This is a genomic window from Paraburkholderia nodosa (genome assembly GCF_001718195.1).
In the GTDB taxonomy this organism is placed as follows: domain Bacteria; phylum Pseudomonadota; class Gammaproteobacteria; order Burkholderiales; family Burkholderiaceae; genus Paraburkholderia; species Paraburkholderia nodosa_A.
Map to the genome: position 1 here is coordinate 150,022 of NZ_MCNV01000006.1, position 17,882 is coordinate 167,903.

Consider the following 17,882-nt stretch of genomic DNA (forward strand, 5'->3'; position numbering starts at 1 on the left):
GTCGCGCATGGCGCGGAAGGTGCGAATGGTTCCATTGCGGGACTCGGTGCGGGACTTGCCGCATGCCGCAACGCGGAATTCGGTCCGGCAAGCCCGGCACGGGCGCGGTGCGCTGCAACGCCGCCCGCAGCGCCTTGCCGCCGCGCTGGCGTTGGCCTGCGCCACCTTCGCCGGCACCTTCGCCGGTACGGCCCACGCGGCCATGAACTTCTGCGCGGCCCCCGCGCTGCAATCGAGCGAGCGCACCAACTCCGATCCGGGCGTGAAGGCGCTCGTGGCCGAGGTGCTGACGCACGTGAACGACACGCCGCGTCCGCTGCCGCGCCTGCACACCGAGGGCACGCTGCCGCACGAGGGCATCTACGACCAGAGCGTCGAGGCGGCGAAGGAACTCGACCTCATGCGCAACGCCGCGCTCGCGTGGCGCGCGACGAGCGACGAGCGCTTCCTGAAGCTCGTGGACCGCTTTCTGCTCGCCTGGGTCACCACGTACAAGCCGAGCTTCAATCCCATCGACGAAACGCGTTTCGAGGGGCTGATACTCGCCTACGACATGACCGCGAGCGCGCTGCCCGTGAAAACGCGCAACGCGACCATGCAGTTCCTGAACAGCTTCGCGACCGGCTATATCGCGCAGATCGACGCGCAGCCGCGCCCGCTCAAGGGAAATTTTGCGAACAACTGGCAGAGCCATCGGGTCAAACTGATAGCGATGATCGCGTTCACGCTCGACAACCGCAAGATGATCGCGACGGCGCAGCGGCTCTTCGTCGAGCATCTCGGCGACAACGTCGCGCCCGACGGCTCGACACTCGACTTCTCCGAGCGCGATGCACTGCACTACGTGACCTACGATTTGCAGCCGCTCGTGACCGCCGCGCTCGCCGCGCGCCGCCACAACCGCAACTGGCTGATCGAACGCGCGGCCAACGGCGCGACGCTCGCGGGCGCGCTCGACTGGCTCACGCCGTATGCGCTCGGCCAGAAGACGCACGACGAATTCGTGCATTCGAACGTACCGTTCGACGCGAAGCGGCGCGAAGCGGGCCTGCCGGGCTACACCGGCCAGTGGGACCCCAAAAACGCCGCCGAACTGTTTCACCTCGCGGCGCGACTCGACGGCCGCTTTGCACCAGTCGCGCTGAAACTCGCGCCCACGCCGCCCGCGTGGCTCGCCGTCTGTCTGCCGTTGCCGGCGCGGTAAAACGCGCGCGGGATGCGGCGGCGGCACGGGAAATAACGATGCCGCCGAACGCGCCGCATCCCTACAAACCAACGTCAGACAAGCAGGAGCAGTACCCATGGCAGTAAGCGTTTTCGATCTCTTCAAAGTCGGCATCGGGCCCTCCAGCTCGCACACGGTCGGGCCGATGCGCGCAGCGCTGATGTTCGCCGAAGGACTCGAGCGCGACGGTCTGCTTGCGAGCACCGCCGCCGTGAAGGTCGAGCTGTACGGCTCGCTCGGCGCCACCGGCAAGGGCCACGGCACCGACCGCGGCGTCATGCTGGGCCTCATGGGCGACGCGCCCGACACCGTCGATCCCGACACCATCAGCGAGCGTCTCGAAGCCGTGCGCACCTCGCGCCAGCTCGCGCTGCTCGGCCGCCATCCCATCGCGTTCGTTCCCAAGGAGCACGTGGCGTTCTATCGCCAGGCGCTGCCCGAACACCCGAACGGCATGAAGCTGCGCGCGCTCGATGCGAACGGCGACACGCTGCGCGAAAGCACGTATCTGTCGGTAGGCGGGGGCTTCGTCGTCACGGCCGGCGCGCCGAACACGAAGGTGCTCGCGGCGGCCCAGCAATTGCCGAATCCGTTCACCACGGGCGCGGAGATGCTCGCGCTGTGCGCCTCGACGGGCAAGAGCATCGCGCAGTTGATGCTCGAAAACGAGCGCGTCTGGCACAGCGACGAGCAGATCCGCTCAGGTCTCCTGCACATCTGGAACGTGATGCAGTCGTGCGTATCGCGCGGTTGCGGCATCAACAATCCCGACGCCGACGGCACGCTGCCCGGCCCCTTCGCGGTGAAGCGCCGTGCGCCGCAACTTCATCGCGCGCTGACCAGCAACCCCGAGCGCGCGCTGCAAGATCCGCTCTCGATGATCGACTGGATCAACCTGTACGCCATCGCCGTGAACGAGGAAAACGCCGCGGGCGGGCGCGTCGTGACTGCGCCGACCAACGGCGCAGCGGGCATCATCCCCGCCGTGCTGCACTACTACGTGCGCTTCACGCCGGGCGCGAACGAACAGGGTGTGATCGACTTCCTGCTCACCGCGGCCGCCATCGGCATTCTCTACAAGCTCAACGCGTCGATTTCGGGCGCCGAAGTGGGCTGCCAGGGCGAAGTGGGCGTGGCCTGCTCGATGGCCGCCGGCGCGCTCGCCGCGGTGCTGGGCGGCACGCCGCTGCAGGTGGAAAACGCCGCCGAAATCGGCATGGAGCACAACCTCGGCCTCACCTGCGACCCCGTGGGCGGCATGGTGCAGATTCCCTGCATCGAACGCAACGCCATGGCCTCGGTGAAAGCCGTGAACGCCGCGCGCATGGCGCTGCGCGGCGACGGCGCGCATTACGTCTCGCTCGACTCGGTGATCAAGACGATGCGCGAGACCGGCGCCGACATGAAGACGAAGTACAAGGAGACCTCGCGCGGCGGCCTCGCGGTGAACATCGTCGAGTGCTGATTCGCTGAAACGCTGTCGCCTTGCCTGAAGCATCCGAACGTATTCACGTAACGATTGAAGGAGACTTGACCGCCATGCAGCAGCCGAACGCATCCGCCACCACCGAAGCCACTACCACCGGAGCTCGCCTCGTCGTCGATGCGCTCGTCGCCAATGGCGTCGAGCGCGTGTTTTGCGTACCGGGCGAGAGCTATCTTGCGGTGCTCGATTCCTTGTCCGACGAAACCGCAAGGATCGAAACCGTGGTGTGCCGTCACGAGGCAGCGGCGGCGAACATGGCGGAAGCGATCGGCAAGCTCACGGGCAGGCCCGGCATCGCGCTCGTCACGCGCGGGCCGGGCGCCACGCACGCCTCGATTGGCGTGCACACGGCGTTCCAGGACTCCACGCCGATGATCCTCCTGATCGGCCAGGTCGCGCGCGAGCAGATGGACCGCGAGGCGTTCCAGGAAATCGACTATCGACGCATGTTCGGCCAGATGGCGAAGTGGGTCGCGCAGATCGACGACGCGCGCCGCGTGCCCGAATACCTGAGCCACGCGTTCCATGTCGCGATGTCGGGACGGCCGGGTCCCGTCGTGCTCGCGCTGCCCGAAGACATGCTGAGCGGCGCGATTCCCGCGTCCGAAGCGCAGCCCATCGCGCCGAGCGCGCAGCGCGTGCAGGCGTCGCCTTCCGCCGCGCAGATGGAGCGCGTGCGCGATCTGCTCGCGGGCGCGAAAAAGCCGTTCGTGATCGCAGGCGGCCATGGCTGGAACCCGCAGGCTTGTGCGGACTTCCAGCGCTTCGTCGAGAACTGGCAATTGCCCGTCGGCCTCGCGTTCCGCTTTCAGGACACGCTCAACAACGATCACCCGAACTACGCGGGCGACGTGGGTCTCGGCATCAATCCGGCGCTCGCGAAGCGCATCCGCGAAGCCGACGTGCTGCTCGCACTCGGTCCGCGTCTGGGCGAATCGACGACGGGCGGCTACACGCTCTTCGACATTCCCAAAACGAAGCAAACGCTCATCCACGTGCATCAGGGCGCGGAGGAGCTCGGCCGTGTCTACGCAGCCGATCTGCCAATCGTTTCGGGCCTCGCGGAATTCGCGGCGCTGCTCGCAACCCTCCCGGCGCCCGCTCAACCCGCGTGGGCCGGCAGCGCCGCAGAAGCACACGAGGCGTGGCACGCATGGCGCAAGCCGCTGCCGATGCCCGGCGACGTGCAGCTCGGCGAAGTCATGCAGCAACTGCGCGCGCGCCTGCCCGACGATGCGATCGTCACGAACGGCGCGGGCAATTACGCAACGTGGCTGCATCGCCATTTCGCGTATCGCCACTTCCGCTCGCAACTCGCACCCACGAGCGGCGCGATGGGCTACGGCGTGCCCGCCGCGATCGCCGCGAAGTCGCAATACCCCTCGCGCACCGTGGTTGCGCTCGCGGGCGACGGCTGCTTCATGATGGCGTCGTCGGAACTCGCCACGGCAATGCAGTACGGCCTGAATGTCGTGTTCATCGTCGTGAACAACGCGCACTACGGCACGATCCGCATGCATCAGGAGCGCCACTATCCGAACCGCGTGCACGGCACGCAGCTCACGAACCCCGACTTCGCGGCGTTTGCGCAGTCGTTCGGCGCGCACGGCGAAGTCGTCACGACCACGGCGCAATTCGCCCCCGCGCTGGAGCGTGCCCTCACGGCAGGCAAGCCCGCGCTGATCGAGATCCGTGTGACGAAGGAAGCGAGCACGCCTGCGGCCACGCTCGAACAGATTCGCGAATCGGGCAAGAAAATGCGCGGAGAATGACTGAAAAGGAATCCTGAACAAGCTCACCTGTCGCGCTGGACGAGCAGCAGTGAGCGCACAAACAAAAGCCCCGCAGATCTTTCGATTCTGCGGGGCTTTTGACTTCAGCTAAAGCTCGGGCGCTTACTTGCCGCCCACGCTTTGCAGCGTCGTCCACTTGCCGTCGACGACCTTGTACAGCGTGATGCCGCCGTTCTTCAGGTCGCCGCGCGTGTCGTACGCGAGGTCCGACGTCGTGACTGCCGGCATGCTGGTCTTCGCGAGGAACGGCAGGTACTTCGCCGGATCCGTCGAGTTGGCCTTCTTCATCGCGTCGAACATCGCCATGGCGCCGTCGTAGGCGTACGGCGAGTACGTCTGCACGTCTTCACCGAAGCGCTTCTTGTACTTCGTGACGTAGTCCTTGCCACCCGGCATCTGGTCGAGCGGCAGGCCGGCGAGCGACGCCACCGTGCCGTTCGCCGCGTCACCCGCGATCTGCAGGAAGGTCGGTGTGTGCACCATTTCGCCGCCCATCAGCGGAGCCTTGATGCCCAGCGACTTCATCTGCTTGACCATCGGTGCCGCTTGCGAATCCGCGCCGCCGAAGTAGACCAGGTCGGGGTTCATCGCCTTCGCCTTCGTCAGGACCGACTTGAAGTCGACGGCCTTGTCGTTGGTGTATTCACGGTCGATGATGTTGCCGCCGGCAGCCTTTGCAGCCTTCGAGAATTCGTCGGCGAGACCCTGGCCGTAGGCCGTGCGGTCGTCGATCACGACGATCTTCTTCAAGCCGAGGTTCTTCACTGCGAACGTGCCGGCGACCGAACCCTGCTGCGTGTCCGAGGTCATCATGCGGAACGTCGTCTTGAAGCCTTGTTGCGTGTACTCAGGCGCCGTCGCCATGGCGATCTGCGGGATGCCTGCGTTCGCGTAGATGCGCGAAGCCGGGATCGTCGTGCCCGAGTTGAAGTGACCGAGCATGCCCTTGATGCCGTCGTCGACGAGCTTCTGCGCGACCGTCGTGCCCGTGCGCGGGTCGGCCTGATCGTCGGCCGAGTCGAGCACGAAGTGAACCGGCTTGCCGCCGATCACGGGCTTCGTCGCGTTCATGTCTTCGACTGCGAGCGTGATGCCGTTCTGGAAGTCCTTGCCATAGTGCGCCTGCGCGCCCGTCATCGGACCGGCGAAACCGATCTTTACGTCTTCGGCTTGTTGTGCCTGCGCAGTCCCCGCCAGCGACAGGGCGGCAACAAGCGTTGCGCCTGCCAGCTGCTTCATCGTGTGTTGCATTGCTTCTCCTTGGTACCAGGTATCGAACGAGCGGCTTCGGATTTCAATGGACCTTGCCGCTTCCTTGTCTTGAGACGACCGACAGTATGGCTGGTGCTTAACCGATCGTCATCAAGTTTGCATTACCGCCCGCTGCTGCCGTATTCACGCTGACCGAACGTTCCGCGAGCAGTCGTTCGAGAGCGTAATCTTCATCGCCGTTGGCGAGCGCGTGCGCTGCCACGCCCTGCACCGAGACGATCGGGCCAGGACGTTTGGCCACTTCCTTCACGAGTGCGAGCAGCTCGTCGCTGTCGCCTTCGAAGAGGACCGCATCGAAGTCGGCATCCGCCGTCTTCTTGATCGCTACGTGCGCCTTCAGTGCCGCCGGCAACGCGCTCACCAGCGCTTCGCCTGCCGCGCCCTGGAACAGCGCGCGGTTGCCCGTTGCGAGCGCAACGGCGAGTTGTGCGCGGGCGCCCGTGGCCGTCGACGGCACGCACAGCACCGTGCCGCGCGCCGAAAGCGTGTAGGTGTTGCGCTCGCCCGTCGGGCCCGGCAGAACCGCCGTGGCGCCCGCGAGCACGTATTCGAGGTAGCCGTCGCAGCGTGCCGCGAGCGCGGGCTCGCGCTCGGCGATGAGCCAGTCGCGCAGCGTCGTGAGCGCAGCCTGTGCCGATTGCGGCGCGCCGTTGCCGTCAGCCGCTTGCGGCGCGTCGACGACGAGCACATCGGCGAGCGACTTCGGCAAACCGGCCGGACGTTTCGCGAGCAGACGCGACAGATACAGTGCGCCACCCGCCTTCGGACCCGTGCCCGAGAGACCTTCGCCGCCGAACGGCTGCACCCCCACCACCGCGCCGATCACGTTGCGGTTCACGTAGATGTTGCCCACGTGCGCGCGGCCGATCACGTGCGCGATCGTTTCGTCGATACGCGTGTGAATGCCGAGCGTGAGGCCGTAGCCCGTTGCGCGGATCTGCTCGAGCAGCTTGTCGAGCTGGCTGCGGCGATAGCGCACCACGTGCAGCACCGGGCCGAACACCTCGCGCTTGAGTTCGTCGAGGCTGTCGAGCTCGATGAGCGTAGGCGGCACGAATGTGCCTTGCGCGCAGGAGTCTGGCGTCGGCATCTGCTGGACCTTGCGGCCCTTTTCGCGCATGCCTGCCACGTGCGTATCGATACCGCGCTTCGCGTCGATGTCGATCACGGGGCCGACGTCGGTCGAGAGGCGGTCGGGATTGCCCACCGCGAGTTCCTTCATCGCGCCCGTGAGCATTTCGAGCGTGCGGTCGGCCACGTCGTCCTGCAGGCACAGCACGCGCAGCGCGGAACAACGCTGGCCGGCCGAGTCGAACGCGCTTTGCAGCACGTCGGCCACGACCTGCTCCGCGAGTGCCGACGAATCGACGATCATCGCGTTCTGGCCGCCGGTTTCGGCGATCAGCGGAATCGGGCGGCCTTCGGAATCGAGGCGCTCGGACAGCGTCTTGTTGATGAGGCGCGCGACTTCGGTCGAGCCCGTGAACATCACCGCGCGCGTGCGGTGATCGGCGACGAGCGCCGCGCCCACGGTTTCGCCGTTGCCCGGCAGCAGTTGCACCGCGCCCGCCGGCACGCCGGCTTCGCGCAGGATGCGCACCGCTTGCGCGGCGATCAGCGGCGTTTGTTCCGCGGGCTTCGCGAGCACCGTGTTGCCGGCTGCGAGCGCGGCGGCCACCTGGCCCATGAAGATCGCGAGCGGGAAGTTCCACGGGCTGATACATACCACCGGGCCGAGCGGACGGTGCGTGTCGTTCGAGAACTCTTCGCGGATCTGCGTGGAGTAGTAGCGCAGGAAGTCGATCGCTTCGCGGATTTCGGCCACGGCGTTCGGCAGCGACTTGCCCGCTTCACGCACGATCAGGCCCATCAGCGTATGCATTTGGGCTTCGAGGAGATCGGCGGCGCGTGCGAGGCAATCCGCGCGCGCTTCGACGGGCGTGGCCTGCCAGATCGGCGCGGCGGCCACGGCGTGCGAGAGCGCGGCGCTCACGTGCTCGCTCGTCGCTTCCGCTACGGTGCCGACGAGATCGCGATGATCGGCGGGATTGCGCACGTCGCGTGCGGCGCTGTCTGCGATCTCGCTGTCCGCGAGCATCGGCGCGGCGCGCCACGGATGATGCGCGCTCGCCAGCAGCGCCGACGAGAGCGACGCGAGACGATGCTCGTTCGACAGATCGAGGCCCATCGAATTGAAACGCTCGTTGCCATACAGCTCGCGCGGCAGCGGAATCTTCGCGTGCGGCGCGCCGAGCGGCACGACCTTGGCAGCGTCGTCGATGGGGTTCGTGACCAGTTCGGCGACCGGCACGGAGGCATCGGCGATGCGGTTCACGAACGACGTGTTCGCGCCGTTTTCGAGCAGACGCCGCACGAGATACGCGAGCAGCGTTTCATGCGTTCCGACCGGCGCGTAGACGCGGCACGGACGGTTGAGCTTGCCCTGCGAGAGCGGGCCCGTGACTTCTTCGTACAGCGGCTCGCCCATGCCGTGCAGGCACTGGAATTCGTACTGGCCGGGATAGTAGTTCTGGCCCGCGAGGTGATAGATCGCCGAGAGCGTGTACGCGTTGTGCGTGGCGAACTGCGGATACACGGCATCCGGCGCGCCGAGCAGCTTCTTCGCGCAGGCGAGGTAGGAGACATCCGTGTAGATCTTGCGCGTGTACACGGGATAGCCTTCGAGGCCGTCCACCTGGGCGCGCTTGATTTCCGTATCCCAGTACGCGCCCTTCACGAGGCGCACCATGATGCGGTGACGGCTGCGCCGCGCGAGATCGACGATGTAGTCGATCACGAACGGGCAGCGCTTCTGGTAAGCCTGGACCACGAAGCCGATGCCGTTCCAGCCCGCGAGTTCCGGATCGAAGCACAGCGCTTCGAGCAGGTCGAGCGAGAGTTCGAGGCGGTCGGCTTCTTCGGCGTCGATATTGAGGCCGATGTCATAGCGGCGAGCGAGCACGGCGAGTGCGCGCACGCGCGGCAGCAGCTCGCCCATCGTGCGTTCCTGCTGCGCGCGCGAGTAGCGCGGGTGCAGCGCGGAGAGCTTGATCGAGATGCCGGGGCCTTCGTAGATGCCGCGGCCGCCCGCGGCCTTGCCGATCGCGTGGATCGCCTGCTCGTACGATGCGTAGTAGCGCTGGGCATCGGCTTCCGTCGTCGCGGCCTCGCCGAGCATGTCGTACGAGTAGCGGAAACCGCGCGCTTCGAACTTGCGGCTGTTGGCCAGCGCCTCGGAGATGTTCTCGCCCGTGACGAACTGCTCGCCCATCAGGCGCATGGCCATATCCACGCCCTTGCGGATCAGCGGCTCGCCGCCCTTGCCGATCATGCGCGTGAGCGCCGACGACAGACCCGTCTCGCTGTTCGTCGTGACGAGCTTGCCGGTGATCATGAGGCCCCAGGTGGCGGCGTTCACGAACAGCGACGGCGCGTGGCCCACGTGCGATTTCCAGTCGCCCTTGCTGATCTTGTCGCGGATGAGCGCGTCGCGCGTCGCGCGATCGGGAATGCGCAGCAGCGCTTCGGCGAGGCACATCAGCGCCACGCCTTCCTGGCTCGACAGCGAAAACTCGTGGATCAGGCCTTCCACGCCGCCGCCGGTACCCTTCGCACGCAGCGTTTCGACGAGCTTCGTGGCGAGCTTCGTCACGTCGCCCGTGAGGTTGGCCGGCAGGCGCGCTTCACCGATCAGGAATGGCACGCACTCCGGCTCCGGACGGCGGTACGCGGCCGTGATGGCCGCGCGCAGCACCGACTGCGGTTGCACGTTTTGCGCGAATTCGAGGAACGGGTGCGACGCCGCTTCGTCGTCGTCAGCGGTAGCACCTTCCGCGAGATCGGTCGCGCCGACATGACCATTGAGTTCGGGAGGCAACTGGCCGTGCTCGATCTTCTCGAGGTAGGCAAAGATGGCTTGCTTGATGAGCCAGTGCGGCGTGCGCTCGAGCCGCGTGGCGGCGTCCTTGAGGCGCGAGCGGAGGAGATCGTCGACTTTGACGCCAAGTGTGGTGCTAGCCATGTTTCCTTCATATGCCGGCAGACCCGCACCGGCGGTGACCAAAAAGTTGGCGAATCGTAACCCTACCAATAAAAAGGTGCAACCACTCTCGCAAAATGGTTGCACCACGGTTGAGGCCTTGTGCAGCCTGGGTTTGCGGCCGATGACCGCCCACCGGGCCGCGCGGGTCGCGCTCGGTATTTTCCCTGGCCCAGCAACACGCTCGACAACCCTAATCGATTCCGCGGCCGTGCCGTTATACAAACAGAGCGGGGGTTGTTGATCACAAGAAAGTGCGTAGGGACCGAAAAATGGAAAAGCTGCTGGTAATTGCAGGGATCTGGACGTTGTGCGCCACGTGCGCCGTGCTGTTCATGCGCGGCGCGACGGCGCCGGATGAACGCCGCATGAGCTTGAAGCGCGCGGCGCGCAGGGATGCGGCCGATACGGTCGGCCAGTAAGGAAGAAACGGGAAGTTGATACCGGTGGCCCCGCTGTTGCGGCAACGGGGCCATGGCGGCGGCTGTCCGCGGCTAGATATCGAGCGGATCGACTTCGAGATTCCAGCGCAGCACGCCGCGCAACGCGCGCAGCGCGGGCTGCCATGCGCGCAGCGTTGCCTGCAGCGCGGCACGCGACTGGCTTTCCACGAGCAGTTGCGCGCGATGCACGTTCATCACCTTCACGATGGTGAGCGGCACCGCGTCGTAGGCCATGACACGCTCGGCGCCCGGAATCGCGGTGAGCGCCTCTGCGGCCTGGGCGAGAAACGCCAGCGCCACGTCCAGCGTGCGCCCCTCGGCGCGCAATAGCGCCTGATAGACGAACGGCGGCAGGTGCGCGTCGCGCCGCTCCGCGACCTGCGTATTCGCAAACCCCACGTAGTCCTGGCGCGCCAGCGCGTGATAGAGCGCGTGGCGCGGATAGCGCGTTTGCACGAGCACCTCGCCAGCCAGGCCGGCGCGCCCCGCCCGTCCGCTCACCTGCATCAACTGCGCGAACAGGCGCTCGCTCGCCCGGAAATCGTGCGAAAAGAGCGCATTGTCGGCGTTCAGCACGCCGACGAGCGACACGCGCTGGAAGTCGTGCCCCTTCGCGATCATTTGCGTGCCCACCAGGATGTCGACCTCGCCCGCGTGCACGTCGGAAAAGAGCGCCTGCGCGCTGCCCTTGCGGCGCGTGCTGTCGGCGTCGATGCGCAGCACCCGCGCGCCCGGCACCGCGCTCGCGAGCGCCTCCTCGATGCGCTGTGTGCCGCGCCCCATCGGCGCGATGTCGACGTTGCCGCACTCCGGGCACGAATGCGGAATGCGCGATTCCCAGCCGCAGTGATGGCAGCGCAGCGCGCGCTCGGGCTTGTGCAGCACGACGTACGCGCTGCAGCGCGGGCAGCCCGCCACCCAGCCGCAGGCGTCGCAAGCGAGCGTAGGCGCATAACCGCGACGGTTCAGGAACACGAGACTCTGCTCGCCGCGCTCGAGGCGCGCCTTCATCGCCGCGACCAGGGGCCCGGAGAGCCCTTCGAACGAAGCGCGGCCCCGCCGGCGCTCCTCTTCGAGATCGATCAGCTTGACGGTGGGCAGCACCGCGTCGGCAATTGCGCGGCGCGAGAGCGTGAGGCGCGTGTAGCGGCCCTGCTCGGCCTGCCACCAGCTTTCGAGCGACGGCGTGGCCGAGCCGAGCACGACCGGCACGCCCAGCTGCTTCGCACGCCATACCGCGAGGTCGCGCGCCGAGTAGCGCAGCCCTTCCTGCTGCTTGTAGGCGGGGTCGTGCTCCTCGTCGATCACGAGCATCGAGAGACGCGGCAGCGAGGCCAGCACCGCGAGCCGCGTGCCGAGCACGATGCGCGCGCGGCCCGTGTGTGCCGCGAGCCAGTTGCGGGCGCGCTCGCCTTCCGCGAGGCCGCTGTGAAGCGTGACGATGGCCTCGTCGGCGAGCGTGGCCGCGAAGCGCGTGCGAAACGCCGCCTCGAACTGCGGCGTGAGATTGATTTCCGGGACCAGCACGAGCGCCTGGGCGCCCGGGTCGCGCTCGAGCAGCGCCGCGAGCGCGCGCAGATAGACCTCGGTCTTGCCGCTGCCCGTCACGCCGTGCAACAGGAAGGGCGCGAACCCGCTCGCCTCGCCGATGGCTTCCACGGCTTCGGCCTGTTCGTCGCTCAGGCGCGGGACGTCCACCATGGCGGCCGTCTGCGCGGCGCTGTGGGCTGCACTGGCGGCCGCGCCGACCGCAATGGACTCATGCTCGACCCAGCCCGCTTCGCACCAGGCCTCGAGCGTCGCAATCGCCTTCGGATGCAGCGCGCGAGCCGCGGCGGCGTCGAGTTCGCCGGCATCAACGAGCGCCTGCGCGAGACGGCGCAGCGCCTGGGCGCGCGCCGGCAACGCGTCGGGCAACTCGGCGCGCCCTTGCGGCGAAAGACGGTAGCGCTCCTCGGGGGCGAGCAGGCGCGCCCAGCGCGACGGATCGCGCAGCGCCTGTGGCAGCGCCGGCAACGCGACCTCGCCCAGGCCCCGCTGATAGTAGTCGGCGGCAAAGCCAGCCAGCGCGAGCCATTGCGCCGAAAGCGGCGGACAGGCGGCGCACACCGCGCTTACGTCGCGGAGCTTGTTCGCGGGCACGTCGCTGTGAGTGGTCACTTCGCAGATCAGGCCGACGACGTCGCGACGTCCGAACGGCACGCGCACGAGCATACCGGGCTCCGGCGCGCTGTCGAAGCCATAGCGATAGTCGTAGAGCGCATCCAGTGGATGGTCCAGCGCCACGCGCACGTACTGCCCTGTCATGCCTTACTCCTAGGGAAGTTCCGTACGCCACCGCACAGACATGCAAACCTCAAGTAATACTTGAGATTTCGCGCTAAGTTTTGGATTCCGCAGAACAATCGCGCCCCCGAATCTGCGCCTGTGGATAACTTTGTTGAGAACTTCCCGGGCGCCGCCGCAGCGCGCCCGCGTGTCGTCGTTATGTGGGATACCGCACACAGCGCCGTGGAGCGCCGAAAGCCTTGTCTGTCAAGGGTCTGATTGATTCTGCGCAGACCTGAACGGGCGCCTGCGACAACCTTTCCCTCTTGCGCGCCGCAACGAGGCAAGTGTGTATAAGTCAAGTCTTGACAGGACCGCGATGGCGTCTGGATGGCCTCTTGAGCCCGGTCATACCCTGACGCCCGGAGCCCAGCTTGGTGCGGCGCATCAAAAACGTCACGCACCGGTCGCGCGGATCGCGCGGCTGTGGCGATGCACTTCGTCCACGAGTTCGGCCACGCTTTCGGGCGGCGTGAACTGCGAAATGCCGTGGCCGAGGTTGAACACGTGGCCCGGGTGCGCGCCAAAGCTGTCCAGTACCGCACGCGCCTGCTCGCGAATCGCGGCCGGCGAAGCGAACAGCACCGTGGGGTCGAGGTTGCCCTGCAGCGCCACGCGCTCGCCCACGCGCTCGCGCGCGCGCCCGAGGTTGACGGTCCAGTCGAGGCCAACGGCGTCCACGCCCGTATTGGCGATTTCGTCGAGCCAGAGGCCGCCGCCCTTCGTGAAGGTGATCACGGGCACGCGCTCGCCGTCGTGCTCGCGCTTGAGCTGCGCCACGACCTGCGCGATGTACGCCAGCGAGAAGCGCTGGTACGCGCCGTCCGCGAGCGCGCCGCCCCAGGTGTCGAAGATCATCACGGCCTGCGCACCGGCTTCGATCTGCGCGTTCAGATAGGCCGCCACCGCCTGCGCGTTCACTTCGAGAATGCGTTGCATGAGGTCGGGGCGCGCGTACAGCATCGACTTCACCGTGCGGAAGTCGTCCGAGCCGCCACCTTCGACCATGTAGCAGGCGAGCGTCCAAGGGCTGCCCGAGAAGCCGATCAGCGGCACACGCTGGTGCCCTTCTGCATTGGTGAGCGCGCGGCGGATTTCGCGTACGGCGTCGGTCACGTAGCCGAGCGTCGCGCCGATATCCGGCACGGCGAGCCGCGCCACGTCTTCTTCGGTACGCACGGGGTGCGCGAACTTCGGCCCTTCACCCGCCTGGAACGAGAGGCCAAGGCCCATCGCGTCCGGAATCGTGAGAATGTCGGAGAACAGGATCGCGGCGTCGAGCGGATAGCGCTCGAGCGGCTGGAGCGTGACCTCCGTCGCGTAATCGGGATTCTTCGCGAGGCCGAGGAAGCTGCCCGCGCGGCTGCGCGTGGCGTTGTACTCCGGCAGATAGCGGCCTGCCTGGCGCATCAGCCAGATCGGCGTGTACTCGGTCGGCTGGCGCAGCAGCGCGCGCAGGAAGGTGTCGTTCAGGAGAGTGTGGGCCACGTGCTGGATGCGCGAAGTCGCGCCAAGGTTCGGAAGCAAGCGGCCATTTTACCGGAGCGGCCGTCGCGTCATGCCCCTGATGGGCGGGATCAGAAAGCGCAATGCCACTGAAGTATAGGCCTGCCTACCCAGGTAAGTCCGCGCTTAACGGCCGCGTACGCGAGGACTATCATCAGACGGCTTTCCAAAACATTACATCAACCAAAACCAGATCTGGAGACACGATGAAAAAAGCCGCCCTCGGCCTGACGATCGTTAGCGCCGCTTTGCTGAGCGCGTGCGCCACGAGCCAGTCCGCCGGTACCCCCGCCAACGGTGCGCAGAGCGCCACGGCCCCGTCGCGCCTCGACGAAATCATCGCGCGCGGCACGCTGCGCGCCTGCACGACCGGCGACTACAAGCCCTACTCGTTCTACAGGCAGGACGGCACGTTCGAAGGCATCGACATCGACATGACCCAGTCGCTTGCGAAGTCGCTGGGCGTGAAGGCCGAGTTCGTGAAGACGTCGTGGTCGAACCTCATGAACGACTTCCTCGCGAAGTGCGACGTTGCAGTGGGCGGCGTCTCCACGACGCTCGAGCGCCAGAAGCGCGCGTTCTTCACCGAGGCTTATCAGGTCGACGGCAAGACGCCGATCGTGCGATGCGCGGACGTCAAGAAGTATCAGACCGTTGAGCAGATCAACCAGCCTTCGGTGCGCGTGATCGTGAATCCGGGCGGCACGAACGAGCGCTTCGCGAAGCAGTTCCTGCCGAATGCGAATCTCATCATGTACCCGGACAACGTGACGATCTTCAAACAGATTCTCGCGGGCAAGGCCGACGTCATGGTGACCGACGCCTCCGAGACCATGTTGCAGCAGAAGCTCAACCCGGGGCTGTGTTCGGTGCATCCCGACAAGCCGTTTCAGTACGGCGAAAAAGCGTGGATGGTGCCGCGCGGCGACGTGGTGTTCCAGCAGTATGTCGATCAGTGGCTGCACCTTGCGCGCGCGAGCGGCGAATATCAGGCAATCTCCGACAAGTGGCTGAAGTGAAGTGTTGAATCGCGCCGCATTGTTATGGCCCTTCGAATTGCTACGATGAGTTGCAGAACATGGGGTCACACGAGGCACGCAAAGTTTGCATTCCACGCGCGAGCGCAATGCCGACGCATTGCGCATGTGCGCACCCGGTAAATCTGTACCGTACGCGTCATGCGTAAAAAGGCCCATGCGGTGGGCCTTCCTTCATGCGATTCGAATCCTCGCGCGCGAGTTGCGATTAAGGCTGTCAGGCAGCCTCGAAAAATAGCGGTAAAAATGACTTCCGCGAAACGCTCAGGATGGCAAAAAGCGCCGCAGAGCCTTATCTGACGGGCGTTACAACCTGAAACACTTTGTTACCGCGAACCTATCTTAATTCGCCCACAATGCCTTCAACGGTTTCAACACGGATGTGGCGCGGTGCCAGTGTGAGCGGACACAAAACACCAGCCGGTCGGCCCTATGCCGAAGCCCTCTCGAGGGGCATCCTTGTTGGAGCCGTGACCGGCGTCGAAGACGTTTCATGACCCGGCTCCTCCTTTGGTCTCCTCGCGCTAACCCCGTAGCGTGTGGTTTTTAGCGGGCTCCAGGCCCGCTTTTTTTTCGCCTGTACGTTTCGTTATTCAACAGGCATCGCTCTGCCCCCACTCCCTCCAGCGTCAAATGATCGTTCGGTTTCCCGACTATTTTTGCGCGTTCTGCAATGCCGCAGCGACGCCTTGAATCGTCCGCCGCGGCATTGCATCGAACCTCGTATCAAGCCGTTTTCTGCTCGTTGATCTTGAGTTCGTCGATCATGCGCGCGCGCATCACGAACTTCTGCACCTTGCCTGTCACGGTCATCGGCAGTTCGTCGACGAAGCGGATGTACTTCGGGATCTTGTAGTGGGCAATCTGCCCCTGGCAGAATGCCTGAATCTCCTCGGCCGTTGCCGCTTCGCCCGGGCGGAGCACGATCCACGCGCACACTTCCTCGCCGTACTTCGCATCGGGCACGCCGAACACCTGCGCGGACTGCACCTTTGGGTGGCGGAACAGAAACTCTTCGATCTCTCGCGGATAGATGTTCTCGCCGCCGCGGATCAGCATGTCCTTGAGGCGACCGACGATGTTGCAGTAGCCTTCGGCATCGATCGTCGCGAGATCGCCCGTATGCATCCAGCCATCGACGATCGACTCGGCCGTCTTCTCCGCGTCGCCCCAGTAGCCCTGCATCACCGAATAGCCCTTCGTGCACAGCTCGCCCGTTTCGCCCACCGGCACGATATTGCCGAGCGCGTCGACGATCTTCACTTCGAGATGCGGCTGAATGCGGCCCACGGTGGTCGTGCGCTTGTCGAGCGGGTCGGTGGTCGAGCTCTGGAACGACACCGGGCTCGTTTCCGTCATGCCGTAGGCGATCGTGATTTCGGCGAGATGCATCCTGGAGACCACGCGCTTCATCGTCTCGATCGGGCACGGCGAGCCGGCCATGATGCCCGTGCGCAGCTTCGAAAGATCGAAGCGTGCGAACTCCGGATGATCGAGCTCCGCGATGAACATCGTGGGCACGCCGTGCAAGGCCGTGCAGCCCTCTTCCGAGACGGCTTCGAGCGTCGCGCGCGGATCGAACGCCTCCCCCGGGAACACCATGTTCGCGCCAACGGATACGCACGCGAGCACCGCGAGCACCATGCCAAAGCAGTGATAGAGCGGCACCGGAATGCAAAGCGAATCTTCTTCGGTGAGGCGCATCGCCTGGGCGATGAAACGTCCGTTGTTGAGCACGTTGCGGTGCGTGAGCGTCGCGCCCTTCGGATTACCGGTCGTGCCGCTCGTGAACTGGATGTTGATGGCCTCGTCGGGCGATAGCGTCGCGTTGATCGCGTCGAGCCACGCCGTGCCGTCGCGGGCAATGCGCTCGCGGCCCATCTCCACGAGTTCGCTGAAGCAGAGCATGCCGGCGGTGGCCGTGTCGCACATGCGCACGACCGCGCGCAGTTCGGGCAGGCGAGCGGCCTGCAACTGGCCGGGCGTGGCGCTCGCAAGCTCGGGCGCGAGCGTCTGCAGCATCTCCAGATACTTCGAGGTCTTGAAGCTCTCCGCCGAGACGATCGCCTTGCAGCCGACCTTGTTCAGCGCGTATTCGAGTTCGGCAAGACGATAGGCGGGATTGATGTTGACGAGCACCGCACCGATGCGCGCGGTCGCAAACTGGGTGAGCAGCCATTCGACGCGATTGGGCGACCAGATGCCGACGCGATCTCCCTTGACGATGCCTAGCTCGGCAAAACCGGCCGCGAGCACGTCCACTTCTGCGGCGAACTCGCGCCAGTTCCAGCGGATGCCCTGCTCGCGGAACACCACGGCAGGCCGCTCGGGGAAGCGGTTGGCGGTCTCCTGCAGGAACGTGCCGAGAGTCGCGTCGCTGAGCGGTACGTCGGACGTGCCTCGCACGTAGGAAAGCCCGTCTTTCGGCGCGATGAGCGGCTCAGGTACACCGGGCGCGGCGCGCGCGCCTGCTGCGTCGATTGCCATGATGGCTGTCTCCTGGGGAGCGTCACTCCCGCGTTTGAAATGAATTTGAAAACCATTGTGCCACCGGCTTGACTGGGGGCGGCATCAAGTCTTACCCGCAGGGTCTGGGCCGGCTGCGAACGCATGATTTGGCATTACCTTTCCGTAAACGTCAAGTATGCCGGAGCGTTTTGGTCGACCTCCGTGGCTCACGGCATTTATGCCGCGTTTTTCATCGCGGTGCCATTGGGCCGTGCCCGCCCACGGGCGCGCACATGCAAAAAGGG

At 65.9% G+C, this 17,882-nt stretch carries 10 protein-coding genes; 5 read left to right on the forward strand and 5 right to left on the reverse strand.

Features of this window, described 5'->3' with window-relative positions:
- The first annotated feature begins 25 nt into the window (after nucleotides 1-25).
- The 3 genes from BFD71_RS13380 (at nucleotide 26) to BFD71_RS13390 (ending at nucleotide 4,483) form a co-directional block, all read left to right on the forward strand.
- Nucleotides 26-1,204, forward strand: coding sequence for an alginate lyase family protein (locus BFD71_RS13380; RefSeq protein ID WP_083245235.1), 1,179 nt, complete (start codon nucleotides 26-28; stop codon nucleotides 1,202-1,204).
- Between the two features lie 97 nt (nucleotides 1,205-1,301).
- The gene (locus tag BFD71_RS13385) at nucleotides 1,302-2,690 is read left to right on the forward strand and encodes an L-serine ammonia-lyase (RefSeq protein ID WP_069264429.1); all 1,389 of its coding nucleotides are present in this window, start codon (nucleotides 1,302-1,304) and stop codon (nucleotides 2,688-2,690) included.
- Between the two features lie 74 nt (nucleotides 2,691-2,764).
- Nucleotides 2,765-4,483: a thiamine pyrophosphate-binding protein gene (locus BFD71_RS13390; protein WP_069264431.1), complete on the forward strand. Its 1,719-nt coding sequence runs from the start codon at nucleotides 2,765-2,767 to the stop codon at nucleotides 4,481-4,483.
- A 123-nt stretch (nucleotides 4,484-4,606) separates the two neighbouring features.
- Here the strand turns inward: BFD71_RS13390 and BFD71_RS13395 are convergent, their stop codons facing one another.
- Together BFD71_RS13395 and putA are read right to left on the reverse strand one after the other, a co-directional pair.
- Nucleotides 4,607-5,755: a branched-chain amino acid ABC transporter substrate-binding protein gene (locus tag BFD71_RS13395; protein ID WP_069264433.1), complete on the reverse strand. Its 1,149-nt coding sequence runs from the start codon at nucleotides 5,753-5,755 to the stop codon at nucleotides 4,607-4,609.
- Nucleotides 5,756-5,852: 97 nt separating this feature from the next.
- Nucleotides 5,853-9,797: a trifunctional transcriptional regulator/proline dehydrogenase/L-glutamate gamma-semialdehyde dehydrogenase gene (gene putA / locus BFD71_RS13400; RefSeq protein ID WP_069264435.1), complete on the reverse strand. Its 3,945-nt coding sequence runs from the start codon at nucleotides 9,795-9,797 to the stop codon at nucleotides 5,853-5,855.
- Between the two features lie 290 nt (nucleotides 9,798-10,087).
- Here putA and BFD71_RS41425 point away from each other — a divergent pair, with 290 nt between their 5' ends.
- Entirely contained in the window at nucleotides 10,088-10,237 is a 150-nt protein-coding gene (locus BFD71_RS41425) for a hypothetical protein (RefSeq protein ID WP_176732877.1), read from the forward strand.
- 72 nt (nucleotides 10,238-10,309) lie between these two features.
- On the opposite strand, the gene BFD71_RS13405 is transcribed toward BFD71_RS41425, so the two are convergent.
- On the reverse strand, nucleotides 10,310-12,565 hold the full coding sequence (locus tag BFD71_RS13405; RefSeq protein WP_069264437.1) for a primosomal protein N': 2,256 nt from the start codon (nucleotides 12,563-12,565) through the stop codon (nucleotides 10,310-10,312).
- A 417-nt stretch (nucleotides 12,566-12,982) separates the two neighbouring features.
- On the reverse strand, nucleotides 12,983-14,074 hold the full coding sequence (hemE, locus tag BFD71_RS13410; RefSeq protein ID WP_069264734.1) for a uroporphyrinogen decarboxylase: 1,092 nt from the start codon (nucleotides 14,072-14,074) through the stop codon (nucleotides 12,983-12,985).
- A 224-nt stretch (nucleotides 14,075-14,298) separates the two neighbouring features.
- Here hemE and BFD71_RS13415 point away from each other — a divergent pair, with 224 nt between their 5' ends.
- Nucleotides 14,299-15,111, forward strand: a complete 813-nt coding sequence (locus BFD71_RS13415; protein WP_069264440.1) for a transporter substrate-binding domain-containing protein — start codon at nucleotides 14,299-14,301, stop codon at nucleotides 15,109-15,111.
- A gap of 744 nt (nucleotides 15,112-15,855) precedes the next feature.
- Here the strand turns inward: BFD71_RS13415 and BFD71_RS13420 are convergent.
- Nucleotides 15,856-17,616 carry an AMP-binding protein gene (locus BFD71_RS13420; protein ID WP_069264442.1) on the reverse strand — a complete coding sequence of 587 codons (1,761 nt, stop codon included), beginning with the start codon at nucleotides 17,614-17,616 and terminating at the stop codon, nucleotides 15,856-15,858.
- Nucleotides 17,617-17,882 lie beyond the last annotated feature (266 nt).